This window comes from Bradyrhizobium sp. 45 (genome assembly GCF_023073155.1).
Taxonomy (GTDB): domain Bacteria; phylum Pseudomonadota; class Alphaproteobacteria; order Rhizobiales; family Xanthobacteraceae; genus Bradyrhizobium; species Bradyrhizobium canariense_D.
In genome coordinates this window covers 82,111-107,784 of the sequence record NZ_JADPIX010000097.1, presented here as the reverse complement: position 1 = coordinate 107,784, position 25,674 = coordinate 82,111, and the positions used below count along the sequence as shown (strand labels likewise).

Genomic DNA, 25,674 nt, shown 5'->3' with positions numbered 1-25,674 from the left:
ACCTGACCAGCTCCGACGGAGCAATCGCTACCGGCGTGTCACTGGAGAGAGGAAGAATGGTAGCTTGACAACAAACCGCAATTAAAGGGCCGATTGACACAATCGGGACCGAAAACACGCGCAAGTCAGCTCTGAAAACGTCAACTGTCCGCGGATCCACAGGAAAAAAAAGCGGATGGCCAAACTAACCAAGCGCTACCGGCCAGCAATGCGCGTACAGCCTACCTTGTCGGCGGCGAGCGAAGTTGAGCAATATTTGTCGCGGTCCCGCGCCGCAATAGCCTGCCGCGAGGAATGTCTCCGGACGGCCTTCGGCCGCCTGGGCCAACTTAGTCCGCTTTGCGCGAACTCCGGACATTCGCAAATCGAATGTTATGGAACAGTCCAGGCAACTGATAAGCTTTGTGTAGTCTTGTTATCAGTTGGAGGCGCCGCCTCAAGGCAAAGGTCTCTAAACTTCGATGATCTCGTCATCGATGCCGCAGCCCGTAGCGCCACGGCGAGCGGCCTTGCTGCCAACGCCTTGGTTGTACGCAACTCCGCCCACACCGGTCTGGGAACAATGCCACAAACCTTGCCGCGCTGTCGCGGCCACCAGCGTTGCTCAGCTAAGCTTGAGACGCGAACGCAACAATCGCCTCGCAGAGTCGGTCGATCGTCGCAGTATTGGCATTCAGCCTATGCAGCTCCTTGAGCCGGGCGCCGATGTGGAGCGTGTTCTTTTGCAAACCTCCGGCCCCGCCGAAGGCGGCCGACGCTGACGAGCCGGCGGTTTCCCAGTGCGCATCTGCGTCGATCTTTACACTCTTCGCCAAGTCGCAGGGCCAAGCTGCGAAGGTGTTGCCCCAAACTACCTCGCTTGGAAACGGATCGTCACCCGCATTGGCTAGCGCAAAAAGGGCCTTGTTATCTCGTTCGTGGGCCTTTCGGATGGACCTCTCGGTGTCAGGGTTATTGTGCGTGAGCTTGTCGCCATCGCAATCAAAGGTGAAGAAGGTCGGGATCTCCATTTTGGCGGCAATGATTGCGGGGCGAATTATTTCGCTTTTGCCATTGGCCGCAACAATATGCCCGCCGCGGGCACGGAAGGCATCCCAGCGGCCTGACAAAACGAGCCACGCATTGATGTAAGCGGCATCCTCCAGGCCTTCGACCAACACGAGCTTTGGCGTGAAGAACATCTCGCTGAGGTGAGGCTGCATTACCTGATGCAGCTTTACCAGCACGCTGTCATGCGCCATCGGAGCGTCGCCCGTCACTCTCGCGTACTCTGCGCCAAGTGCATCAAGCGTGCAGGACCGCACCGTCGCACGGCCGTCATTCTGGCGCTTCCTGACCAAACGTACTTGATCAAAACCGCTGCCACCAACGAAGTACGGGCTGTGGGTTGAAACGATCACCTGCGAGTTCTTTGCGCTAAGCGCCTGGAGCACTGTTGCCAGGTGCCTTGCCTGAGGTGGGTGCTGATAAAGCTCCGGCTCCTCTACCCCCAAAATCAAGCGGGGGCTTGAGTCATCATCGCTGGCTGTCAGGCCTTGAAGAAGGGCAATGATGTACGAGCGCTGGAGGCCGTGGCCGAAACGAGCGATAGAGCCCTCGAACTCGCCCTCACCCGCGAGAAGACGGGCCATCGGTTCCTCGATGCGGACCGAGGTCTTGGGATCTTGGTGCCACATCAGTTTTGCCGTCGCCTCCGGGTGCGACCACTCGGTCAAACGCTCTTGAAGCGCAGCAGATATCTGGTCGAGCGCGCCCTGTTCGGCCGAAAGTAGATCTTTGTATTTCTCCTCTGCTTCAGTACGGAGTGTGGACAGCTTTTCGCTGAAGTTGACCTGCGCACGCACCGTGCGCGCCAGGAGACGCCCCAGCGCAGTGTTCTTGCTTTCCGCCTGCTCGCCTGCCGCATCTTTTACTGCGGGCACATAGACCCACTGCAGGTACTTCCTGAGGTGCCCCTGCCCTTGGCTGACGCCATAGAACTGGTCCTCACTCGGGATTAGAACGCAATCTCTGGGTACGGCTGCCTCGCATTCACGGAGCGCGGCCGTCATGGCATCCTTGACTTTGACGACGGGCAGACCCGGATAGCCCTCGCGCAGTTTCGTGTATTGAGCCTGCAAATCGGCGACCTTTGCGCCGTCGCCCAGGAGCTTGAAGTATGGTGTGAAGTCGGCCAGTCCGAGCCGGTTGCCGTACTGCTTCACGGCTGCATGGCCAGTCCCGATATCAAACTGCGCCTTGGCAGTGACGATGAGGGCGTCCTGCCGATAGTAGTCTGCGAAGTCGGACTGGGCGGCTTCCGACAAGCCCGCAAAGGTGACCGTAATTTCAATCGGCGTGTCAATGTCACTGCGATGGAAGTCTTCTCTTTCCAGATTGCTCAGATTGGTCGCCGCACTCTCAGTTTCACGGAAAAAAATGTTCAAGGCGCACAGCACGGTTGACTTGCCCGCCCCATTCGCACCCACCAGACAGGTGTAATTGTCGAAATCTATGGTTTCATCGTAATAGGCGCGCAGATTCTTGATGCGAATCGACTTTATGTGCATTGAGGCCCCCTCACAGCGTTCAATCACAGATTGTCTGTTGATACCAGCCGCGCCGCTAAACTGGGATAAAATATCTTCCGTAATCGAGTGACCACCTCGCTCTCTTGCACGTCGTCTTAATCACAGGCGGCAGGCAGGCCCCGTAGAGCGCGACCGCCGCCGCCAATAGCGTTCGTTGAACGCGCAAGGCGGATTTTTTAATAGCGGGTGCCGGGGATGTATTTGTCGAGGCGCGAGGGTGTCAGCTTGCCGTCGGGATGATAGCCGACGAGATCGATCTTTCCGTTGAAATCAACGTCATGAAACGAGATGTCCCACTTCTGGTCACGATTGCGATCTTCGACTGAGATGTCCGTTTTGCCGTCGAAGTTCGCGTCGAGATGCGCGGAGATGGGCTTGGTGAGGTCGTCCGGCGTGACAAAGGAATAGTCTGCTTTGCCATCGCAGTTCGTATCGAACTGCACGAGGAGAGCTGTGTTCTGCCGGTCCCTTCCCTCATACAGCTTTACCGACTTGCAGGTCGCCGGTGCCTTCGCGGGGATTGGCTGGCCGGCCTTGGCAAGGAAGGCCTGGACATCGGCGATGGAGATCGCGAAGTTGAGTGCCTCGCCTTTGGCCTTGAAGGCGTTCACGCCGATGAGCTTGCCATCATCCGAGAGCAGCGGACCGCCGGAATTGCCGGGATTGATGGGTGTCTGAGTCTGGATGACGCTTGCTTTGTGCGAGCCTTCTTCGTCCCGCCATTCGTAATCTTTACGGTATTGGCTGATGAACCCCTTGGTGTAGGTCCAGGCCTCCCCGGTCGGATGCCCGATAGCGTGCACGTCGGCACCGACCTGAATGTCGGATTCGGAGCCAAGGACGATAGGCTTTACGTCGCGCGGCACAGAAGCAAGGCGAAGGAGGGCCAGGTCGTGACCCGGATCGATTTTCACGACTTGCGCGATCTCAAAGTCAGCTTCGGACGGCTTGCTTCCCTCAGTTGGCGGCTTGAACAGGAGACCGACCTTCTGAAAGCCCTTCACCACATGCCAATTGGTCAGGACCGCGTCGCCGAGACCGATGTAGGAGCCTGAACCGATGCTGGTGTCGGTAACCACGATGACGACCGAGGGCGAAAGCAGCCGGTAGATCTCGGAATCGTGCCGGCCGCGGCTGACGTAAGGCGCATCGGCGAGCTTGGCACCCACGTATTTGGTGACGAGCGAGTTGCCGAGGCCGCCCATGTCATAAAGTTCGGGGGTGCTCTCAAGGGAGAGTATGTTAGCGTTCTCAGGCGAGGCCGGAAGGGCGTTGCCGACCAGGTCTGCCTGGGCCAAGGCTGTATCCGTGAGAGCGACGGCAATGAAGGCAGACAGGACGGCGCGTTTCATGCGATCGGGCTCCCCATCCCTCTTGTCTCTGCTGGCAGCGATGCTGCTTTGCACAACCATGCAACTCACTCTCGTTTCACGTGCATTTTCACAGCCCGCGCCGGATTTGGAAAGCCGAAAACAGGCTGCGTACCAGAAATTTCATCGCGGCCAGGTCCGCGAAGCCGGGCGCGAGATCGCCGGGCTTGTCAAGGAGACGGCCGATCAGAATGCCAAAGCGCTTCTGCTGCTCGACCTGACCGAGATATGTTCGACGGCCTACGAAGTCGGGTGCGCGATCGAATCCGAGGTCGCTGCCTATGAGATCATCAAAACGGACGAGAAGCTCAAACTGCTCTTCCCGGATCTCTATGCTTACCTGCTTCGCGCGCAGTTCTTCGCAAACAACGATCCGCAAGCTCGCAAGAGCCTCTTTCCGAACAACAAAGTCCCATTCAATCCCGCGGCGTCTCCCTATCCGGCGGTGATGGCCAATCTGACGGCCGTGAACCACTTCCTGCTCTTGAACGAACATCAGTTGGCTGAGAAGGCCTACTCCACTGCGGTCATGGGTCTCTTACTCATCGACCCCAAGGATAAATACAGCATCTGCAAGGCGCTGGCCGAATTTCTGGAGTCGCTGATTTCGCAACAGGACATTGTTAGCGCACAAGCGCTCGCACGCCTGATCGATCCCTACATGTCAGCCAATCTCAATCACGAAGGCCCGGTGTTTGCGGGTTACGTGCACATCATGACCCAGCTGGTCGCGATGACAACCCGGTCCAGGCAGGTCGCCGGATTTCTCGAGGAGGCGATCCGGCTCAACGACCGTCTGGACATAAATGAAGGCATAAAGCTCTATCGGACCTCAACAAGCAATAGCCTTGCATCGCTCTCGCTTCTCTTCGAAGGTGCCCCTGACGAAGCTGCTGCCCTCCATGCGCGTCATCCCTTGCAAGCGCAGCGCGACGCAATTATCGCACGTGATCATTTCGAGACGCTGCAGGAGTTTTACTTCGGACTCTCTGAGTTGCTCATTTCGAGCTCCAAAGATCCATCGCATATGGCGGCCTGGAAGTCGCACTTCGCAGCGATCCCTGCCGCCTGGCAGCTCTCAGGATACGTCGCCGAGAATATTGAATCTTACCGTCATTTCGCACTCGGATTGATAGCTCTTCCAACTTCACGAGCGGAAGCCGCTGCATTGATTCAAACGGCGGCGCGGGAGCGGATTGAGGTCTTTGAAGGATTTCTGACGCGCCGCTTTGAAGGGTTTCAGCTACCGACCTTGATCGACGTCCTTGTTATTCAAACGGCTCTGACGTCCCTTGTGGACTTCCCGCCTCCTGATGCCGCCGACCTGGCGCTTAGGGGGAGCGAGATGCTTTCCCGCACGCTTCGGCATCAGACCAGCGATTTTGCCGTCCTGATCGGCGCCCAAAAGACCGAACGCGCGCGCGACACCGTACGTTCTTATTATATCTTGCAGCAACAAAAGCGGCAGTGGGAGCTTGATCAGATCAAGAACCTCATGGCTGGCGGCAAGAAGGAAGCTGGATATCTCATTACGACTTACGCGGGCCTTACCGAAACGATTGTTCGGTTGGAAGACGCACTCACGAAAGATGCGGATAACGCCAAGGCGATCGGGTATCCGACGGCTACACAAATTCAGACGGTGCTTGAACCCAACGAGGTCTTTCTCACTTTCTTTCCCACGCTCAAGGGTATGGGTCGACTTTGCATCTCAAAGACGACGACGCTGTTTTCGGTGTCCGATGTCGACCCGCAAGAGGCGATCCTTGACGCCAAGCTGGTGCGATTGGCGTTGACGCAGGAGCGTGCGGCCGATGAGACGCTTGATAGCCAGTATCCGGTCCAATCAGCTGTTCGCCTCAGGGATCTTCTCTTCAAGGGTCTCGAATCCTGCGCGCAGCCTGGCTCGCTGGTGAATGCAGCGCCACCTGAGGAGCTGTCGGGCATTCCGCTCGCAGCCTTGCTCGAGGAAGCGCCGCCCCGGCGGGGCGACGGATACGATCTGCTCGCGGCCCGCTGGCTTGGCAAGACATACAGGTTCGCGAGTTCGATCTCGGCACGTCATTTTCTTGGCACGCGCACCTCGATCTCGCACCAGCACGCTCCGCTGCCTTATCTCGGCATCGGCAATCCCTCCCTTTCCACGGTCACTCAACAGGCGAGTCTGACGCGCGGTGGTAATACCGACGCCTCCCTGCGCGGCGCCTTGAGCGAACTGGGATCGCTGCCGGAGACGGCTGACGAAATCACCATCGTCGGGCAACTCATGCAGGCCGCAAAAGGCGATGTGCTGCTGGGTACAGACGCGTCTGAGGAGAACTTCCGCACCAAGGATCTCGGCAAGTACGATATCATCCATTTCGCAACGCACGGGCTGCTACGGAACGACTTACCCGGCTTGAACGAGGCGTCGCTGGTTCTCACGCCCAAGGATTTGTCCGACAGTTTCGACGATGGATTGCTGACGGCGCTGGAGATCACCCGGCTTCCGCTTGATGCGCGCCTTGTCGTTCTGTCGGCCTGCAATACGGCGCGGATGGATACATCGGCTGCAAATATCGGCATCACCGATCTCGCTGCCGCTTTCTCGGTTGCAGGATCGCCGACTTTGCTTGCGTCGCTTTGGACCGTAGAAACCAACGCTGCACATGATCTGATACTGGCATTTTTCGCAACCTGGAACGAACAGCACCACAAGAGCGCCTCGGCGGCTCTGGCGGGAGGTATTGAACGCTATCTCGCCCGGGCAGACAGGGCTCATCACCATCCGCGCTTCTGGGCGCCTTTCATTGTCTTTGGCTATGCAGCCAGCTTGCCAGACGATGGCGTAAAATCAACAAACGCTACGTTTGATTATGCACCTTTTGGCAACGACGAGGTCGGAGAGCTCTTTGATGCCAAACCTCTCGCTGGCCGTCTTATACTATCGGCGATGGGCGATTGGGACGGAAGCTCGATGGCCAGCATCATCAGGGATGCGGGGCAGGACGGCGCCGACTTTCCGGCCGCGTCGCACGACATCGCCGCCGGCCCTCTCTTCATCGATCAATCGCAGATCTATGCGCTTGGTTACAAGACGTCACCCCATCCCTACCCGGTTGTGCGGCGGCTCGCGCCGGATGGCTCCAAAGTCTGGGAAAGGGCGTGGCCGGATCTCGAGGACCACTCGCCAGCGGGTGCGGTAAAGATTGGCAATGACATCGTGATGTTGTCAGGCTCGATTTATTCGCAGCAGACCGACGAACGCGTGGCATATCTGACCCGGTTCGACGTGGATGGTCATGAGATCGCGCGCAAAGAGATCAAGGTCGGAAGGTCCGCGTTTGTCGTCGGCCGATCGACCTTGCTCTCAAAGCTCGGCCCCGATCCCGTGCTCGTCGTCAACTTGCGGCAATTTGGCAATTTTGGTGCGAACGAAGCTCTCTTCGGCCTGCCGACCCTCTGCGACGGGCCGCGACAAACGGTACTCTATCTGTTGGACAGCTCAACTTTCGAGACTAAGAAGACCCTTGTGATCCCGGACTTTCAGGCTTTTGGCGCCGATGGTGGGGACGGCGAGCTCAAGATCGGCGGCCAGACGCGCGGAGCCTGCGAGGCTGGCGGCAAGGGCGTTCTCCTCCAGGTTGGCCGGCAATTTACATTCTCAGCGCTGTGGAAGGATGATGATCCGTTTCCGTCCAACGTCCAATCTGTGGCGAGTGAGCAGGGCGAGACATTTTTCGCCGTAAAGCGGCAGCGTCCGATCGGCGTGCGGCGCCTCGGCGTAACAACAGCAGAGACGGGCTCGAAGCGATGGGGCGATAGCGGCGACGAGCTTCTCGAGTTTTCAATCTTCAAGATCGGACCGAATGGTGGGGCCGTCTCTTCCTACAATTCCGCCTTCGGTCTGAGTGCATTTGCCCAGGGACTTGTATTCGACCGGGGCAAGCTGGTCGTCTATGGCAGTCTCGGCGGCAGGCCGGCCCTTTCGACGCGACAATAATAGCTGTCTCTATCACTTCGATGACCCGTTTTAGACAAACGAACCCCGTAAGCTTTTGTTAGGAACCCTGTCAGGCTAAGCGCGCCGCGGCGCTGGCATGCAACGGCTGATCGAACCGTAAATTCCGAATCGGCTAGCTCGTACCGAGAGAGTTTTGTTCCCTTCGATCGAGCGAGAGGGATGCAAACCGCTTTCCCAGTAAGCGCTCGGTTTATCGGAAAATGCCGTACTAAGACCGATTTGAGAGGTACTAAGATTCGGAGAAAATTCGGTTCTCCGGACGTCCCGAGTGCCATTTTTAGTCGGCTGTGGGTTTTCTCTGGCGGGGATAATGCGGAAAAATGGCCGGATTTTCGAGCGGTCTCCACATCGGAGTACGAGATCATTGTGACGGGCTGGCGGAGCGATAGGGATTCGAACTCGCGTTACGGCGCGCATCATCACCGCTTCACGAACTGTACTTCTTGAGACTTTTGACACGTGGCGACTCGGTGGCGATTCTTGAAACGCAAAAGGCCGCCCTTACGGACGGCCTTTCGATTTTATACTGAAAATTCAGCATCTTACTTGGTTGCGGGGATAGGATTTGAACCTATGACCTTCAGGTTATGAGCCTGACGAGCTACCGGGCTGCTCCACCCCGCGTTAACCGTTGCTTTGCCTTCGTGAAAGCGCCGGGGACGGTGAATGAAGGGCCGGCGCTGTTCGCGTGGCTTGCTTCGTCCGTCCCGAAGGCTTCCTTGGAAGGCAACCCCGGGCAAAGCCCGTTGGGTGCGGGCGGTATGTACCAACCCGGGGTGCCTTTGGAAAGGGCTGCGAGAACGTTTTTTTCGACTTTATGACAGCGCGGTGGACGAATTTGCGGCCTATTTGGCCGGCCCTTGCCAGAAGTTCCACAAGGGGCCAGCTTGCGGCAACAAAACCAGGCGGAAACGCCACTTAATGGGGGAGAACGCCATGGACCACGCCTTGGATCGCCCCTCAGATCGCCCCCCGCCGAGCGCCCCGCTTCGGGGCCTCGAAGACGCCTTCCATGCCATGGTCGAGCGGTCGCGGGCCGAGCCGGCGCCTGGCCTCGCCGAGCGGCTCGACCGCCTGGCGCGGTTGCGCACTGTCGTCGCCGACAACGAGGAGCGCTTCCGGCAGGCGATCTCGGCCGATTTCGGTCACCGCTGCGCGGTCGAGACCAATATCGCCGAGACCATGATGGTGTTCTCCGAGATCCGTCATGCCACCAAGCACCTCAAGAGCTGGATGGCGCCGCAGCGCGTTTCGACGGCGCTGCAATTCCTGCCCGCGCGCAACCGGCTGATGCCGCAGCCGCTCGGCGTCGTCGGCATCATCGCGCCCTGGAATTATCCGCTGCAGCTGACGCTCGCGCCCGCGATCGGCGCGCTCGCCGCCGGCAACCGCGTCATTATCAAGCCGAGCGAGCTTGTGCCGCACTTCTCATCGCTGCTGAAGGAGACGGTCGCCGAGCGGTTCGACGCTGCGGAATTGCTCGTCACCGGCATCGAAGACGAGGTCGCAAAGGCCTTCGCGCATCTGCCGTTCGATCATCTCGTGTTCACCGGCTCGACCCGGGTGGGGCGGCTGGTGGCGGAGGCCGCGGGGCGTAACCTCACGCCCGTCACGCTCGAGCTCGGCGGCAAGTCGCCTGTTATCATCGACGCCTCGGCTGATCTCGAAGAGGCCGCCGAGCGCATCGCCTACGGCAAGCTGCTCAATGCCGGGCAGACCTGCATCGCGCCCGACTATGTGCTGGTGCCCGAGCGCGCGTTGCAGGCCTTTGCCGAAAAAGTTCGCGCGCAGATGCGACGCATGTTCGGCACCGACCCCTCGAACAAGGACTACACCTCCGTGATCTCCGACCGGCATTATGCGCGGCTGGAAAATCTCGTCTCCGATGCGGCACGTCGCGGCGCAAAGATCCTGCAGCCGGCGAAGCCGGACGATCCCAACTGGAAGGCGCACCGCAAATTCCCGCCGACGCTGATCGTGGGCGCGAGCGAAGACATGGCGGCCATGCAGGAGGAGATTTTCGGCCCCGTGCTCCCCGTGCTCGGCTATCGCGACCCGGCCGACGCCATCGCCTTCGTCAACGCCCGCGACCGGCCGCTGGCGTTGTACTGGTTCGGCAAGGACCGCGTTGCGCGCGACGAGGTGCTGGCGCGCACCGTCTCCGGCGGCGTCACGGTCAACGACTGTCTGTTCCACTTCGCGCAAATCAACCAGCCGATGGGCGGCGTCGGCGCATCCGGCACCGGCGCCTATCACGGCGAATGGGGCTTTCGCACGTTCGGCAAGCTGAAGCCGGTGTTCTACCGCTCGAAATTCAACCGCCTCGCCGACCTCTATCCGCCTTATGGCGGCAAGATCGCGCGGCTGGAGAAGATGATGCGATTCGTGTCGTAGGTTTCAGCACCTGTCATTGCGAGCGCAGCGAAGCAATCCAGAATCCCTCCGCGGCAAAGGTCTGGATTGCTTCGCTTGCGCTCGCAATGACGGAAAGAATGAATGCAGGGGGAAACATCAGTGACGGACACATTCGATTTCGTCGTCGTGGGCGCGGGCTCCGGCGGCTGCGCGGTGGCGGGGCGGCTGTCGGAGGATGCGGGGACATCCGTGGCGCTGCTCGATGCCGGCGGTCGGAACGACAATTGGCGGATCACCACGCCGTTCGGACTGGCTTTGCCATACAAGGCGGCGAACTGGGGTTTCGATACCGTGCCGCAGAAGGGATTGAACGGCCGGATCGGCTATCAACCGCGCGGCAAGGGACTCGGCGGATCCTCGGCGATCAACGCCATGGTCTATATCCGCGGCAACAAATGGGACTACGACCACTGGGCCTCGCTCGGCAATGCCGGCTGGTCATATGCCGACGTGCTGCCCTATTTCAACCGCTCGGAGAACAACGCCGATTTCGACGGCGCCTATCATGGCAAGGGCGGCCCGCTGCATGTCAACAGACTGCGCGCGGACAATCCGATCCACGACATCTTCCATCAGGCCGCCCGCGAGGCGCAGTTCCGCATCCGCGAGGACTTCAATGAAGAGGATCACGAAGGGCTCGGCAGCTACCAGGTGACCCAGCACAATGGTGAGCGCTGGAGCGCGGCGCGCGCCTATCTGCATCCCCACATGGACAAGCGCGCCAATCTGCGTGTCGAGACGCAGGCGCATGCCACGCGCATCCTGTTCGAAAGTGGGCGCGCGGTCGGCATCGAATATGTCCAGGGCAAGCAGACAAAGAAGCTACGCGCCCGTCGCGAGGTGATCCTCGCCTCCGGCGCCTTCCAGTCACCGCAATTGCTGATGCTGTCGGGCATAGGCGACGGCAAGGCGCTTGCCGCCCACGGGATCGACGTCGTGCATCATTTGCCGGGCGTAGGACGCAATCTGCAGGATCATCCGGATTTCGTGTTCGTCTACGCCTCCGACTATCCACACTTCGTCCATTCGTCGCTCGGCCGGCTACCATCCCTGCTCCGCGCCATCCAACGATACCGCCGGGAGCGGCGCGGCCTGATGACCACCAATTTCGCCGAGTGTGGCGGCTTCCTGAAGACCCGGGCCGACCTCGATGTGCCCGACATCCAGCTGCACTTCATCATCGCGACGCTCGACGACCACGGCCGCAAGAAGCACAAGGAGGCGGGCTTCTCGTGCCATGTCTGCCTGTTGCGGCCGAAGAGCCGTGGCAGCGTCTGGCTGAAAAGCGCCGATCCGCTGGCAGCGCCGCTGATCGATCCGAATTTCTTGGGCGAGGCGGAGGATCTCGAGACGATGGTCGCGGGCTTCAAGACGACGCGAAGGCTGATGGAGACGCCCGCGATGCGCGCGTTGCAGAAGAAGGACATGTTCACGTCCGATGTGAGAACGGACGACGATATCCGCGCCATCCTGCGCGCGCGTGTCGACACCGTCTATCACCCCGTCGGCACCTGCAAGATGGGCACCGACGCGATGGCCGTGGTCGATCCGGCGCTGAAGGTGCACGGCGTGGAAGGTCTGCGCGTCGTCGACGCCTCGATCATGCCGACACTGATCGGCGGCAACACCAATGCGCCGGCGATCATGATCGGCGAGAAGGCGGCGGATATGATCAGGGGCGAGATGCGGTGACTCTACCTCGTCGTCCCGGCCTAGTGCGCAATTGCGCATGGGGGGCCGGGACGATAGCAGCTTCTCAATTCAGCAAGAACCCGCCGTCCACCGTCACCACACTGCCCGTCATGTACCGCGAGGCCTTCGAGGCCAGCAGCAGGATCGCGCCGTCGAGATCGGACTCGGCGCCGATGCGGCGCTGGGGAATGCGCTTGGTCAGGCGCTCGCCCGGCGGCGTCGCCCAGAACGCGTGGTTCATCTCGGTGTCGATGTAGCCGGGTGCCAGCGCGTTGACGCGGATGTTCTGCCCCGCAAGCTCCAGCGCCATCGCTTTGGTCGCCTGGATGATGCCGGCCTTGGAGATCGCGTAAGGCGACACCGCCTTCAGCACGCCGGTGCCGAGCACGGAGGCGATGTTGACGATGTTGCCTGCCTGCTTGCTCGCGATCATGCGGCGCGCGATCTCGGTCGCGAGGAAATAGGCGCCCTTGAGATTGGCGCCCATCACCGCGTCCCAATCGGCCTCGGTCTGCTCGGTCGCGAGCTTTTCGATCGCGATGCCAGCATTGTTGATCAGCACCGTGACCGGGCCGAGCGCGGCTTCCGTGGCATCGAGGGCCCTGGCGATCGATGCGATGTCGGTGACGTCGAGCGCGACGGCGGCGGCGCGGCCGCCCTTGCCGCGGATCTCGTCTTCCAGGCTCTTCAGCTTGTCGGTCTGCCGCGCCGCGAGCGCGACGGCCGCGCCATGTGCCGCCAACACCCGGACAAATTGCCGCCCCAAGCCCTGGCTCGCACCTGTGACGAGGATGGTTTCTCGACTGACGTCGAATAGGTCTGACATTGGGCGCGTCCCTGAGCTTTGGGGTCATCGGTTTTGGCCATCAATACAGACGATTTTAACGATCTGAAACCGGAATGATCGGTTCTGCGTTCACTCGTTCCATGGCAGGCTCCCGCGCATGAACAGTTTCGATCTCGCCGTCTATGCGGCGCTCGCCATCGCGATCGGCTTCGGTTTCAGGACCGGCCTGCTCGGCAGCGCCATGACGATCCTGGCCTATCTCCTCGCCGCCCCCATCGCGGTTGCGCTGATGCCGCTGATCGTCCCGCAGGTCGCGGGCAATCCGAATGCGCCGCTGCTGCAGAACTGGATCTGGTTCTTCGGCATCTTCGTGGTGGTCGGCATGCTGTTTGGACATCTCGGCCGGCTGGCGCTGAGCGACACGATACGCGACGCCGGCATCGGCGACCGCCTCGGCGGCGCCGCGCTCGGCGCCATCAGGGTCGGCCTCGTCGCCACCACCTTGGTGCTGGTGTTCGACCAGATCGTGCCGGCCAACCGGCAGCCGCCGTTCCTCGCCGGTTCGCATCTGCGGCCGCTGTTCTCGACGGTCGGCCAGATGGGCTTCAAGTCGCTGCCGCCGGAGGCGGCCTCCGCGATCGACCGTCTCAAGCAGGAGCGGCGCATCTGATGAGGCGCATTTGCATCGCCGCGCAAGCGTGCATGCATTTTGATGCGAGCCAATCCCTTATCAGCGGCGCCAAGGTTGGCTAGAATAGCGGCTCTAAAAACCTGCCTGACATTACGGGAGTGAAACAGTGGATCTTGGGATCAAAGGCCGCCGCGCCATCGTCTGCGCATCCAGCAAAGGCCTCGGACGCGCCTGCGCCATCTCGCTGGCCGAGGCCGGCGTTCACGTCACGCTGACCGCGCGCGGCGCCGAGGCCCTGAAGAAGACGGCCGACGACATCCGCAAAGCCTATCCTGATGTGACCGTCACCGAGATCGTCGGCGACATCACGACGCCGGCGGGCCGCGAGGCCGTGCTCAAGGCCTGCCCCGAGCCGGACATCCTGATCAACAATGCCGGCGGACCTCCGCCCGGCGATTTCCGCAACTGGACCCGCGACGACTGGATTAAGGCGATCGATGCCAACATGCTGACCCCGATCGAGCTGATCAAGTCGACGGTGGACGGCATGATGGCCCGCAAGTTCGGCCGCATCGTCAACATCACCTCAGCGGCGGTGAAGGCGCCGATCGACATCCTCGGTCTCTCCAACGGCGCGCGCGCCGGCCTCACCGGATTCATTGCCGGCCTGTCGCGCAAGACCGTGATCAACAACGTCACCATCAACGGCCTGCTGCCGGGCCCGTTTGAGACCGATCGCCTGCGCAGCACCGCGAAGGGGGAATCCGAGAAGCGCGGCATCACGCCGGACCAGGTTCTGGCCGAGCGCGCCAAGCTCAATCCCGCGGGCCGCTTCGGCGATCCCGAGGAGTTCGGCTATGCCTGCGCATTCCTGTGCGGCGCCAAGGCCGGCTTCATCACCGGGCAGAACCTTCTGCTCGATGGCGGTGCCTTCCCGGGAACGCTGTGAGGGCGGTATGGTACGAGGAGACAGGACCGGCGGCGGACGTCCTCACCTATGGTGAGATGGCCACGCCGGTCGCAGGTCCAGGCGAAGTTCGTATTCGCCTGGAAGCCTCCGGCGTCAATCCGGCCGATGTCGGCCGGCGCGGGGGCGGCTATCGCGCCAAGGAATTTTCGCGCGTCATTCCGAACAGCGATGGCGCGGGCTTTATCGACCAGATCGGCGATGGCGCGACGCGGTTCAAGATCGGCGACAGGGTCTGGCTGTTCAACGGCCAGCGTAACGGCCGCGCCTTTGGCACCGCGGCCGAATATATCGCGCTTGCCGAGCATCTGGTGACGCCGTTGCCGGACAATCTCTCTTTTGCGGAAGGCGCGACGCTGGGCATTCCCGCAATGACGGCGTGGTGCTCCCTGTTTGCGGACGGGCCGATCGTCGGCAAGTCGGTGCTGGTCACCGGCGGCGCGGGTGCAGTCGGACATTACGCCGTGCAACTCGCGAAATGGGGCGGCGCGCAGGTGATCGCGACCGTCAGCTCGGCGATAAAAGGCGAGCATGCGCGACAAGCCGGTGCCGATCTCGTGGTCAATTACAGGGACGAAGATGTCGTTGCCAAGGCCATGGCCTTCACCGGCGGACGCGGGGTCGACCAATTGGTCGATGTCGATTTCGGCGGCAACATCGCGACGACCCTGAAGTTGATGGCCATGAATTCGACAATCGCGGTCTACGCCACGAACGGCAACCGCACGCCGACCGTGCCGATGCGCGAGCTGATGGAGAAGTGCATCACGCTCCGCTCGCTCGTCTTGTTCGCGCTGCCGCCGGCGCTGCTTGCGGCGGCGCAGGCCGACATCTCGAAATGGCTGGCAGCGGGGCCGCGAATCCACAATGTCGCGGCGCAGTTTGCGCTGTCGGAGACGGCGCAGGCCCATGTCGCCGTCGAGAAAGGCGACAAGCTCGGCACCGTGGTGGTCGACTGCGCGCGCTGATATCGGCCGGAATCACCGCTGCTTGGTGATCTCGTCTTCGTCCCGCTGGCTTGGAGCGGATGAATCGGCCACCAGGTCTCCGTCGGTCCAGTCGACGCCGAATTCATCGAGCCCGTCGGCGAGCAGATCGCCCAGCATCGGCTCACCGAGCAGATAATGCGCCGTCTCGCGCCGGGGACTGCGATACTCCGCGCGTGCCTCCACGGCGCGTGCGCGCAAATCGTCCCAATCGTCGATCGTGCCGTCGCCGCGGCCGAGCCAGGTCAGCGCGACGAGATCGATCTGCTCGTCCTCGTTCATGGCCACGATGAAACTTCCGAGTTCGTTGACGACCGGATCGGAGCCGTCATCCTCGAGGACGTCGACCGCATCGTCATCAGTCGCATTCGAGCCGGAATCCGGATCGGAATCCGCCTGCTTGACGTCGAATTCACGCGCCTTTTCGATGATGAAGGCGACCTTCTCCGCGGAAATCGCAAGCTCTGGCATGGCTGGCCCTTTGTCTTTCCCTGGGTTCCCGCGATAACGCCGCACGGCGTCAGATGATCCATTGCGCCTGAGGGCGAAACTGCGCATGTTCCCCCGCAAAGCAAGAACATCAAACAAGAACATGGGGATGCGCCGGATGCAGTGGAAAGTCGGCAGGGTCAAGATCACCAAACTCGTCGAGATGGAGACGGTGGGTTCAACCCGCTTCATCCTCCCGGCAGCAACCAACGATGAAATCCGGAAGCTGCCCTGGCTGATCCCGCATTTCGCCACGGAAGAAGGCCGGCTGAAAATGTCGATCCATTCGCTGGTGCTCGAAACTCCTTCGCGCCGCATCGTGGTCGATACCGGACTTGGCAACGACAAGCAGGGCCGCAACGTCCCGACCTGGAACAATCGCACCACACCATTCCTGGAGACGATGATTGCGGCGGGCTTTCCGCCCGACAGCATCGATACCGTGCTGTGCACGCATCTTCATGTCGATCATGTCGGCTGGAACACGAAATGGGTCGACGGCAAATGGGTGCCGAGCTTCCCCAACGCGCGCTACGTCTTCGGCAAGACCGAATACCAGCACTGGCGCGACCACTCCACCGAGCCGGACAAGCAGGCCGTGTTTGTCGATTCCGTGAAGCCGATCGTCGATGCCGGCCGGGCGGAGTTGGTCGCGAGCGACCACCGGCTCAGCGAGGAGATCAGCATGATCCCAACCCCCGGCCACAGCCCCGGGCATATGAGCGTTCTGATCCGGTCGGACGGCGAGCAGGGACTGCTGACGGGCGACGTCGCCCATCATCCCCGCCAGATGGCGCATCTCGGCTGGTCCTCGAACGCGGATTCCGATCAGAGCCAATCTGCCGCGACGCGGCGCGAATTGTTCGGCCGGTTTGCCGACACCCCGACGCTGGTGATCGGCGGGCACTTTTCGGCCGGGCACATCAAGCGGGATGGGGACGCATTCAGGTTCGAGGCGCTGGCCTAGTCTCGTGCCCCGGACGAACCTCCCGAATCGAGAGGGCTGCAATGCGCCCTCTTTGAGCGGTTGAATTTCCCGCCGCCCTGTTCCATGAAGCTGTTTAACCGATCGGTCCATTCCAGGGAGAAACGAGAATGAAGCTTGTTCGTTATGGCGAGAAGGGTGCGGAAAAGCCCGGCCTGATCGACAAATCCGGCCAGTTGCGGGACCTATCGGCGCATGTGAAGGACCTGACCGGCGAGGCCTATTCGCCCGAGAGCCTGAAGAAGCTGGCGGCGCTCGATCCCGCCTCGCTGCCCGCCGTCTCCGGCAAGCCGCGGTTCGGCGCCCCCGTTACCGGCATGTCGAAATTCGTGGCGATCGGCCTCAACTACAGCGACCACGCCAAGGAGACCGGCGCGGAGATCCCGAGCGAGCCGATCATTTTCATGAAGGCCAACACCTCGCTGTCCGGCCCGAACGACGCCATCGAGAAGCCGCGCGGCTCGACCAAGCTCGACTGGGAGGTCGAGATCGCCGCGATCATCGGCACCCGCGCAAAATACGTTTCGGAAGCCGACGCGCTCAACCACGTCGCCGGCTACTGCGTCTGCAACGACGTCTCCGAGCGCGCCTTCCAGATCGAGCGCCTGGGTCAGTGGACCAAGGGCAAGTCGCACGACACGTTCGGCCCGCTCGGCCCCTGGCTCGCCACCAAGGACGAGATCAAGGACGTGCAGAACCTGCCGATGTGGCTCGACGTGAACGGCCAGCGCCGTCAGACCGGCTCGACCAAGACTATGATCTTCTCGATGGCCAAGTGCATCTCCTATGTCTCGCAGTTCATGACGCTGCTGCCGGGCGACATCATCACGACAGGCACCCCGCCCGGCGTCGGCCTCGGCATGAAGCCGCCGACCTTCCTCAATGTCGGCGACGTCATCACGCTCGGCATCGAGGGTCTTGGCGAGCAGCGCCAGGAGATCGTCGCGGCGTAAGCCTCGGCCAGCGCACACTCGTCGTCATGCCCGGGCTTGTCCCGGGCATCCACGTCTCACAGTCTAGCCACGCGGAAGCGCGTGGATGGCCGGGTCAAGCCCGGCCATGACGGACGAGACACCATTTGCTCAAGACCGATCGCAGGGAATTGTCCCATGAAGCTCACCTTCTCCCCCGCCTCGCCCTTTGCCCGCAAGGTGCGCATCGCCGCGATCGAGCTCGGGCTGATCGACAAGATCGAACTCACGCCGGCGAGCGTCGCGCCCGGCACGGCCAACGAGGACTATTCACGCATCACGCCGCTGAAAAAGCTGCCGGTGCTGATCACCAATGACGGCGACGTCATCCTGGACTCGTATGTCATCGTCGAATACCTCAACGAGATGGCCGGCGGCAGCCTGATCCCCGATTACGGTCCGCGGCGCTGGAAGGCCAAGACCAATCATTCCCTGATCAACGGCATGCTCGATTCCATGCTGCTGTGCCGCTACGAGAAGATGGTGCGACCGCAGGGCCTGCAATGGCAGGCGTGGTCGGACGACCATTGGAATCGGGCCTGGACCGGCATGGCGCGCTTCGAGAACATGCCCGATGTCCTCAACGGTCCGTTCGACATCTCGCAGATCGGCCTCGTCTGCGTGCTCGGCTATGCCGACTTCCGCTTCGCCGATTGCGGCTGGCGCAAGGCCTATCCGAAGCTCGATGCCTTCCATCAAAAGATGCTCGAGCGGCCCTCCGTGAAGATCTCGGTGCCGCCGGCGGCGTAAAGCGCGGGAGTTCATATGAGCCTGAAATACGCGGTCGGCGATCTCACCATCCATCGCATCATCGAGCAGGAAACCTCGTTCGTCCCGGCGCTGGAGATGTTGCCGGGGCTGACACCGGAGCTGCTGGCCGAGAACCGCGCGTGGATGAGGGAGGCGAAAGCCTTGGATGACGGCGACACATTGATGCTGTGCTTCCAGTCCTATGTGATCAAGACGCCGCACCACACCATTCTGGTCGACAGCTGCATCGGCAACGACAAGCCGCGGCCGCAGCGCCCGAAATGGAACATGAAGACCGACGACACCTATCTGCGCGGACTCAACGCTGCCGGATTCTCGCCTGACGACATCGACTTCGTGATGTGCACGCATCTGCATGTCGATCACGTCGGCTGGAACACGCGTCTGGAGAACGGCCGCTGGGTGCCGACCTTCCCGAAAGCGCGCTACGTCTTCGCCAAGCAGGAGTTCGATCATTGGACCGAGCAGAACGCGAAGGCGGAGGTGCCGCCCTTCGCCGACAGCGTGCTGCCGGTGGTCGAGGCCAAACGCCACGAGCTTGTCGGCAACGATCACCAGATCGGCGATCACGTCCGCATCCTGCCGACGCCGGGCCACACGCCGGGCCATATCGCCATCACGATGGGCCACGGCAAGGACGACGCCGTGTTCTCCGGCGACCTCATGCACTCACCGATCCAGACGCTCTATCCGGAGCTGTCGGTCAAGTTCGACCTCGATCAAGCCAGGGCGGCAACGACGCGCCGCAGCTTCCTGGAACGCTATTGCGACACCGACACGCTGTGCTGCACCGCGCATTTCCCGTCGCCGTCCGTTGGGAAGATCCGGCGCAAGGGCAGTGGCTTCGTATGCGCGGCGGTGTAGTCGAATGGCGCAATCGTAGGGTGGGCAAAGCGAAGCGTGCCCACCATGCCAAACGCGTTGTAGAATGATGGTAGGCACGGCGCGCGAAGCGCGCCTTTGCCCTCCTTACGATTCCACCCGTGTGGAGAAAGCAAATGACAATGCTCCCCGACATCCCGCTCCCCGCCGGCATCCGCTCACGCTATGTCGACGATATCAACGGCCTGCGCATGCATGTGCTGGAGGCCGGCTTCGAGACCAAGGGGCGGCCCTGCACCCTGCTGCTGCACGGCTTTCCCGAGCTTGCCTTCTCCTGGCGAAAGGTGATGCCGGCGCTGAGCTCGGCTGGCTATCACGTGATCGCGCCGGACCAGCGCGGCTATGGCCGGACGACGGGATGGAGCGCGGAGTATGACGGCGATCTCGCGCCCTTTTCGCTCTTCAACCTGGTGCGGGATGCGCTCGGGCTGGTGTCGGCGTTCGGCTACAGGCAAGTCGACGTGGTCGGACATGATTTCGGCAGCCCAGTCGCGGCCTGGTGCGCGCTGATGCGGCCCGACGTATTTCGTTCGGTGACGATGATGAGCGCGCCATTCGGCGGAGCGCCGCCGCTGCCGTTCAACACGGTCGACACGCCGGTAAAGCCAGCGGCCGAAGACCCCGTGCATCGCGAGCTCGCCGCCTTGCCGCGTCCACGCAAGCATTATCAATGGTACTATGCGACACGCCCGGCCAATGCCGACATGCACCGCGCGCCACAGGGCGTGCATGATTTCCTGCGCGCCTACTATCATCACAAGAGCGCGGACTGGACCGACAACAAGCCATATCCGCTGAAATCCTGGTCGGCGAACGAGCTTGCGAAGCTGCCGACCTATTATGTGATGGACCTGAACGAGACCATGGCCGAGACGGTCGCGAAGGAGATGCCCTCGCAGGCCGCAATCGCCGCCAATCAATGGCTGCCCGACCGCGAGCTCGGCTACTACAGCGCCGAATATGGCCGCACTGGATTCCAGGGCGGCCTGCAATGGTACCGCTGCGGCACATCGGGCGCATTCAACAGCCAGCTCCAATTGCTGGCCGGCCGCAACATCGACATCCCCTCCTGCTTCATCTCGGGCAAGCAGGATTGGGGCACCTATCAGCGTCCCGGCGTATTCGAGGCCATGCAGGCGCGGGCCTGCACGAAGCTGCTGGGCTGCCACCTCGTCGATGGCGCCGGTCACTGGGTGCAGCAGGAGCAGCCGGCCGAGGTGAGCCGCCTGCTGCTCGATTTCCTGGCGAAGAGCCGCGGCGTGGTTTGACCCGGTAACCCAAGCGCCCTATATAGTTTAGAATTATTCTAAACTAATCAGACAGGGCCGCCGTGAAGAATTTTGCCGATCTGACCGAGCGCGAGGTGCTTGCGGTCGCAATCTCCTCCGAGGAGGAGGACAGCCGCATCTACATGAGCTTCGCCGAAGACTTGAAGGAGCGCTATCCGGACTCCGCCAAGATCTTCGAACAGATGGCCGAGGAAGAGCGCGGCCATCGCCACATGCTGCTGGAAATGTACGAGCAGCGCTTCGGTCCGCATTTGCCCCCGATCCGCCGCGAGGACGTCAAAGGCTTCCTGCGCCGCCGTCCGGTCTGGCTCACCAAAAACCTGTCGCTCGACACCATCCGCAAGGAGGTCGAGACAATGGAATTGCAGGCCGAGCGCTTTTACGTGAAGGCCGCTGAACAGGCGCAGGATGTCGGCGTGCGCCGCCTGCTCGGCGATCTGGCCGAGGCCGAGAAGGGCCACGAAGAGGTGGCGGCGAAGCTGACGGATCGGATCCTGAGTTCAGACGTGCGCGCCGAGGAAGACCGCACCAACCGGCGCATGTTCGTGCTGCAATATGTGCAGCCAGGTCTCGCCGGCCTGATGGACGGCTCCGTCTCGACGCTGGCGCCGCTGTTTGCGGCTGCCTTCGCCACGCATCAGAATTGGCAAACATTTCTGGTCGGCCTCGCCGCCTCGATCGGTGCCGGCATCAGCATGGGCTTTGCGGAAGCGCTGTCCGATGACGGCTCGCTGACCGGGCGTGGTTCGCCCTGGCTGCGCGGTCTCACCTGCGGCTTGATGACGACGCTAGGCGGGCTTGGGCACACCCTGCCCTATCTCGTGCCCGATAGCTGGGCCAACGCATTCTGGATCGCGACGGGAATCGCCGGAATTGTCGTGTTCTTCGAATTGTGGGCGATCGCCTTCATCCGCGCGCGCTACATGGACACGCCGTTCCTCCAGGCCGTGTTCCAGATCGTGCTCGGCGGCGCGATCGTGCTGGCGGTGGGGATATTGATCGGAGCGGCGTAGGACGCCTTCATGCCCCGGCTTGACCGGGCATCCAGCACGCCGCGACCTGTCCGTGTCCAATCGGCGCCGGTGGAATACTGGATCGCCCGGTCAAGCCGGGCGATGACTGCGAGTGGTTGCTTGGCTCACCGCGTTCCGTCTTGCTCAGATGTCAATCGCGATCAAACGGCGGTTGCGGTGCTGGGCCAAACTGCGCATCATTGTTCCACGCTAAGAACAGGAGATGCGGGATGGCCAAATCCGAATGGAGCTTCAAGAGCGCGGTCGAGCTGTCGGCGGCACTGACGGCCAAGAAGGTTTCCGCGGTCGAGCTCACGCAGGATGCGATCGACCGCATCGAACGGCACGACAGCAAGGTCAACGCGATCTGCGTCCGGGATTTCGACCGTGCGCTGGACGCCGCACGCGAGGCAGACGCCGCATTGGCGCGCGGCGAGCGAAAGCCGCTGCTCGGTCTCCCCATCACTGTGAAAGAATCCTACAACATCGCCGGCCTGCCCACGACCTGGGGCTGGACGCCGCAGAAAGATTTCAAGCCGGCGGAGGACGCGCTGTCGATCGCCCGGGTCAAGGAGGCCGGTGGCGTCATCCTCGGCAAGACCAACGTCCCCGTGGGCTTGGCGGATTGGCAGAGCTACAACGAGATCTACGGCACGACGAACAATCCGTTCGATCTCGGCCGCACGCCGGGTGGCTCGTCGGGCGGCTCGTCTGCGGCGCTCGCGGCAGGCTACGGACCACTCTCGCTTGGGTCCGACATCGGCGGCTCGTTGCGCGTGCCCGCCTTCCATTGCGGGGTCTATGCGCATAAGCCGACCTACAATCTCTGTCCAACGCGTGGCCACACGCCGCCGCCCTTTCCAGCCATCCCGATGGAGCGCGATATGGCGGTGATCGGTCCGATGGCGCGGAGCGCAGTCGACCTGCCCCTGCTCCTGGACGTGATGGCAGGCCCCGATCCGTTGGACCTGGGCATCGGATACAAGCTCGCGCTGCCGGAGGCGCGACACCGCGCGCTGAAGGATTTCCGGGTGCTGGTGATCGACAGCCATCCGCTGCTGCCTGCGAATGCAGATATTCGCGGCGCGATCGAAAAACTGGCGGGGCAATTGACGGGCACGGGCGCGCGCGTCGCGCGCGAAAGTCCGCTGTTTCCGGACTTCACGGAGGCTTCTCGCCTCTACATGCGCATGCTGATGAGCTTCCTCGGCGCCTTCCTTCCGCCGGACAATCTCGCGCGCGCGCGTGCCGGTGCAGCGCAGCTCTCACCCGACGACAAGAGTCTCGCTGCCGAACGGCTGCGTGGTATCACCAGCACGCATCAGGCCTGGGTATTCGACGAGGGCGCCCGCGCCGGCCTGCGCGCGCAATGGCGGCAATTGTTCAAGACATTCGATGCGGTGATCTGTCCGATCATGCCCACGCCGGCCTATCCGCATGATCATTCGCCGGAGCAGGAAAAGCGCCGAATCAACATCGATGGCAAGGACCACGCCTATCCGGACCAGCTTGCGTGGCCCGGCATCGCCACGCTGACGGGCCTGCCGGCAACGGCTGTTCCACTCGGCCTATCGAAGGACGGCCTGCCGGTCGGCGTGCAAATCATCGGGCCCTTCCTCGAGGACCACACGCCGTTGAAGCTCGCCGAGCTGATCGAACGCGAGTTCGGCGGGTTCGTGCCGCCGCCCTTGTTCAATGACTGAGAGAAACCCCATGAGCAACGACCTCGAACAGCTCACCGCGCTCAACCGCGACTATGTGGCCTCGGTGCAGAATTGCGACGTCAAGCGCTTCGACGAGATTTTGGCGCCGGAGTTCTACTGCTCCAATCCCGACAAGACGCTGGTCGATCGCGAGGCCTTCCTGAAGCAGACGGCGCGGCCGATTGCGATCCGAAACCTCAGAGAGCACGACGTCATCATCCGTATCATGGGTGATTTCGCCATCATCCACGCGGCAACGAGCTACACCAATGCGGACGGCCAGCAGGCCACCGGGCGCTATACCGATTGCTGGGCGAAGACGAACGGGACGTGGCTGGCGGTGTCGGCGCACGTGTCGCGGTAAAGAGCGCGTCACACCACACATTCTCCGGCACAGCCAGATATTCGGGAGGCCGCGAGCTCACCGCTCCAGATTCTTCAGCAGCAATTTCAGCGCTGTCGCTGCAAAGGTCTGCATATTGGCCAAGCGGTCGTTGCTGCCCGTCTCAAGCGTCATCACCTCGACTGCGGGCCCGGCGACCGCCATGCAGCTGTGGCCCGCCGCATCGCCGTAGCGATTGCCGGTGGGACCGGACGCCCCGGTCTCCGACAGGCCCCAATCGCAGTTGAAACGGCTGCGCATCTGCCCGGCCAGCAATTGCGCGTAGGGCTCCGAGGAGGAACGAAAGCCCTTCATTCCTTCGTCCGAAATATCCATCAGCACGCGCCTGGCATCGCGAGTGTAGACCACGGCCCCGCCGAGGAAATAAGCGGACGCGCCGGGCACCGCGAGAAGGCTGGCCGAGATCAGGCCGCCGGTCGAGGATTCCGCAACAGCAATGGTCTGTTTGCGCGCGATCAGCTTCGCTGCGACCTGTTCCGCAATGCCGACGAGCTCTTTCATTCCTTGACCCCTTATTGCTTCGCAACCGAGCTCGGCCTTTCTAGCATATGACAGCGCCGTTGGCCGAGTTGCAGCCAACGGGCAGGCCTGCTTGAATGGCGGCCAAAGGGCGGAGCGGCCAAGCTCTGCCCGCGGGAAAGACGCGACGAGGAAACGTGAAGGACACGTCATGGCGTCCCTGATCGCCGGCGGAGTGGATTGCGATGTGCATCCGGCCGTGCCGCATCTGACCAGCCTGCTGCCGTACCTGAACGAGTATTGGCGCGATCAGGTGACGACGCGCGGCATGGTCGATCTCATCTCGCAATCCTACCCGCAGAACTCGCCGATCACGGCGCGGCCCGACTGGCGCCCCGAAAGCGGCAAGCCGGGTGAAAGCCTGGCGGACATGCAGCGCCATGTGCTCGATCCCTTCCAGCTCTCGCACGCCATCTGCAATCCGCTCTACGGCGTGCAGATGGTGTTTTCAGAGGATCTGCAGGCCGCCTTCTGCCGCGCGCTGAACGACTGGCTCGTGAAGGAATGGCTCGATCGCGATCCGCGGCTGCGCGGCTCGATCGTGATCCCCACCCAAAGCGTCGAGAAGGCCGTCGCCGAGATCGAGCGCTGTGCGACGGACCGCCGCTTCGTGCAGGTGCTGATGCTCGTGATGGGCGATACGCCGCTCGGCAAGCGCGCGCTCTGGCCGATCTACGAGGCGGCGGAACGGCTGGAATTACCGATCGGCATTCATGCCGGTTCCGCCTATCACAATCCGCCGACCGCCGTGGGCTGGGGTTCCTACCACATCGAGGATTATGCCGGTCAGGCCCAGGCGTTCCAGACCCAGCTCACCAGCCTGATCGTCGAGGGCGTGTTCGTCAAATATCCGCGGCTGAAGATGGTGATGCTTGAATCCGGGGTGTCCTGGATCTCCCCATTTCTATGGCGCCTGCACAAGTTCTGGCGTGGGGTGCGGATGGAGACGCCGTGGGTTGATCGCGCGCCGCTGGACATTGTGCGCAGCAACATCCGCTTCTCGTTGCAGCCATTCGATGCACCGCCGGATGAGGCGACATTAATTCGCCTGTTTGATCATATGCAGTCCGACGAATTGGTCGTATTCTCCACCGACTATCCGCACTGGCAGTTCGACGGCCAGGAGGCGCTGCCCGCAGGTCTCACCCCCGATCTCGTGCGCAAGATCATGATCGATAATCCGCATGCGACCTATCCCCGCCTGACTTAGCCGCTGCCAAAGGAGGCA

General features: G+C 62.0%; 20 protein-coding genes and 1 tRNA gene. 15 read left to right on the top strand and 6 right to left on the bottom strand.

The genetic code is table 11. From position 1 onward, the window contains the following. Positions 1–608 precede the first annotated feature (608 nt). The gene (locus tag IVB42_RS14855; protein WP_247470535.1) at positions 609–2,549 is read right to left on the bottom strand and encodes an ATP-binding protein; all 1,941 of its coding nucleotides are present in this window, start codon (positions 2,547–2,549) and stop codon (positions 609–611) included. Between the two features lie 197 nt (positions 2,550–2,746). Beyond that, the gene (locus tag IVB42_RS14850) at positions 2,747–3,922 is read right to left on the bottom strand and encodes a serine protease (protein ID WP_247470533.1); all 1,176 of its coding nucleotides are present in this window, start codon (positions 3,920–3,922) and stop codon (positions 2,747–2,749) included. Between IVB42_RS14850 and IVB42_RS14845 the strand changes: the two genes are divergently transcribed. Next, the gene (locus IVB42_RS14845) at positions 3,894–7,922 is read left to right on the top strand and encodes a CHAT domain-containing protein (RefSeq protein WP_247470531.1); all 4,029 of its coding nucleotides are present in this window, start codon (positions 3,894–3,896) and stop codon (positions 7,920–7,922) included. The genes IVB42_RS14850 and IVB42_RS14845 overlap by 29 nt on opposite strands. Positions 7,923–8,490: 568 nt before the next feature. Here the strand turns inward: IVB42_RS14845 and IVB42_RS14840 are convergent. After that, positions 8,491–8,567 (bottom strand) — tRNA-Met (locus tag IVB42_RS14840). 312 nt (positions 8,568–8,879) lie between these two features. Here IVB42_RS14840 and IVB42_RS14835 point away from each other — a divergent pair. Beyond that, entirely contained in the window at positions 8,880–10,337 is a 1,458-nt protein-coding gene (locus IVB42_RS14835; protein WP_026233398.1) for a coniferyl aldehyde dehydrogenase, read from the top strand. A 120-nt stretch (positions 10,338–10,457) separates the two neighbouring features. Then, positions 10,458–12,050 (top strand): choline dehydrogenase, encoded by a 1,593-nt coding sequence (locus IVB42_RS14830; RefSeq protein WP_018457561.1) that lies wholly within the window; start codon positions 10,458–10,460, stop codon positions 12,048–12,050. A 64-nt stretch (positions 12,051–12,114) separates the two neighbouring features. Here the strand turns inward: IVB42_RS14830 and IVB42_RS14825 are convergent, their stop codons facing one another. Beyond that, entirely contained in the window at positions 12,115–12,876 is a 762-nt protein-coding gene (locus IVB42_RS14825; protein ID WP_247399493.1) for an SDR family NAD(P)-dependent oxidoreductase, read from the bottom strand. A gap of 118 nt (positions 12,877–12,994) precedes the next feature. Between IVB42_RS14825 and IVB42_RS14820 the strand changes: the two genes are divergently transcribed. The 3 genes from IVB42_RS14820 to IVB42_RS14810 all read left to right on the top strand — a co-directional run bounded on the left by IVB42_RS14820 (position 12,995) and on the right by IVB42_RS14810 (position 15,403). Next, on the top strand, positions 12,995–13,507 hold the full coding sequence (locus tag IVB42_RS14820; RefSeq protein ID WP_018457563.1) for a CvpA family protein: 513 nt from the start codon (positions 12,995–12,997) through the stop codon (positions 13,505–13,507). A 127-nt stretch (positions 13,508–13,634) separates the two neighbouring features. Then, the gene (locus tag IVB42_RS14815) at positions 13,635–14,417 is read left to right on the top strand and encodes an SDR family oxidoreductase (protein WP_007605221.1); all 783 of its coding nucleotides are present in this window, start codon (positions 13,635–13,637) and stop codon (positions 14,415–14,417) included. Further along, positions 14,414–15,403 (top strand): NADPH:quinone reductase, encoded by a 990-nt coding sequence (locus tag IVB42_RS14810; RefSeq protein WP_018457564.1) that lies wholly within the window; start codon positions 14,414–14,416, stop codon positions 15,401–15,403. Before IVB42_RS14815 ends, IVB42_RS14810 begins: the two co-directional genes overlap by 4 nt. A gap of 12 nt (positions 15,404–15,415) precedes the next feature. Here IVB42_RS14810 and IVB42_RS14805 read toward each other — a convergent pair whose 3' ends face one another. Further along, on the bottom strand, positions 15,416–15,892 hold the full coding sequence (locus tag IVB42_RS14805) for a DUF3775 domain-containing protein (RefSeq protein WP_018457565.1): 477 nt from the start codon (positions 15,890–15,892) through the stop codon (positions 15,416–15,418). A gap of 136 nt (positions 15,893–16,028) precedes the next feature. On the opposite strand from IVB42_RS14805, the gene IVB42_RS14800 reads away from it, so the two are divergent. The 8 genes from IVB42_RS14800 to IVB42_RS14765 all read left to right on the top strand — a co-directional run bounded on the left by IVB42_RS14800 (position 16,029) and on the right by IVB42_RS14765 (position 23,888). After that, positions 16,029–16,877, top strand: coding sequence for an MBL fold metallo-hydrolase (locus IVB42_RS14800; protein ID WP_247470527.1), 849 nt, complete (start codon positions 16,029–16,031; stop codon positions 16,875–16,877). Positions 16,878–17,005: 128 nt separating this feature from the next. After that, positions 17,006–17,848, top strand: a complete 843-nt coding sequence (locus IVB42_RS14795; RefSeq protein WP_018457567.1) for a fumarylacetoacetate hydrolase family protein — start codon at positions 17,006–17,008, stop codon at positions 17,846–17,848. A 156-nt stretch (positions 17,849–18,004) separates the two neighbouring features. Next, positions 18,005–18,616 (top strand): glutathione S-transferase family protein, encoded by a 612-nt coding sequence (locus tag IVB42_RS14790; RefSeq protein WP_018457568.1) that lies wholly within the window; start codon positions 18,005–18,007, stop codon positions 18,614–18,616. Positions 18,617–18,631: 15 nt separating this feature from the next. Then, positions 18,632–19,501 carry an MBL fold metallo-hydrolase gene (locus IVB42_RS14785; RefSeq protein WP_018457569.1) on the top strand — a complete coding sequence of 290 codons (870 nt, stop codon included), beginning with the start codon at positions 18,632–18,634 and terminating at the stop codon, positions 19,499–19,501. Between the two features lie 134 nt (positions 19,502–19,635). Further along, positions 19,636–20,787: an alpha/beta hydrolase gene (locus IVB42_RS14780; protein ID WP_026233401.1), complete on the top strand. Its 1,152-nt coding sequence runs from the start codon at positions 19,636–19,638 to the stop codon at positions 20,785–20,787. Between the two features lie 62 nt (positions 20,788–20,849). Beyond that, on the top strand, positions 20,850–21,821 hold the full coding sequence (mbfA, locus tag IVB42_RS14775) for an iron exporter MbfA (protein WP_018457571.1): 972 nt from the start codon (positions 20,850–20,852) through the stop codon (positions 21,819–21,821). Positions 21,822–22,051: 230 nt separating this feature from the next. Beyond that, the gene (locus IVB42_RS14770; RefSeq protein ID WP_018457572.1) at positions 22,052–23,524 is read left to right on the top strand and encodes an amidase; all 1,473 of its coding nucleotides are present in this window, start codon (positions 22,052–22,054) and stop codon (positions 23,522–23,524) included. A gap of 10 nt (positions 23,525–23,534) precedes the next feature. Beyond that, complete coding sequence (locus tag IVB42_RS14765; protein WP_018457573.1) at positions 23,535–23,888, top strand: nuclear transport factor 2 family protein; 354 nt, start codon at positions 23,535–23,537, stop codon at positions 23,886–23,888. Between the two features lie 57 nt (positions 23,889–23,945). On the opposite strand, the gene IVB42_RS14760 is transcribed toward IVB42_RS14765, so the two are convergent. Beyond that, the gene (locus IVB42_RS14760; protein ID WP_018457574.1) at positions 23,946–24,428 is read right to left on the bottom strand and encodes a CinA family protein; all 483 of its coding nucleotides are present in this window, start codon (positions 24,426–24,428) and stop codon (positions 23,946–23,948) included. A gap of 169 nt (positions 24,429–24,597) precedes the next feature. Between IVB42_RS14760 and IVB42_RS14755 the strand changes: the two genes are divergently transcribed. Further along, the gene (locus IVB42_RS14755) at positions 24,598–25,656 is read left to right on the top strand and encodes an amidohydrolase family protein (RefSeq protein ID WP_018457575.1); all 1,059 of its coding nucleotides are present in this window, start codon (positions 24,598–24,600) and stop codon (positions 25,654–25,656) included. The last annotated feature ends 18 nt before the right edge of the window (positions 25,657–25,674 follow it).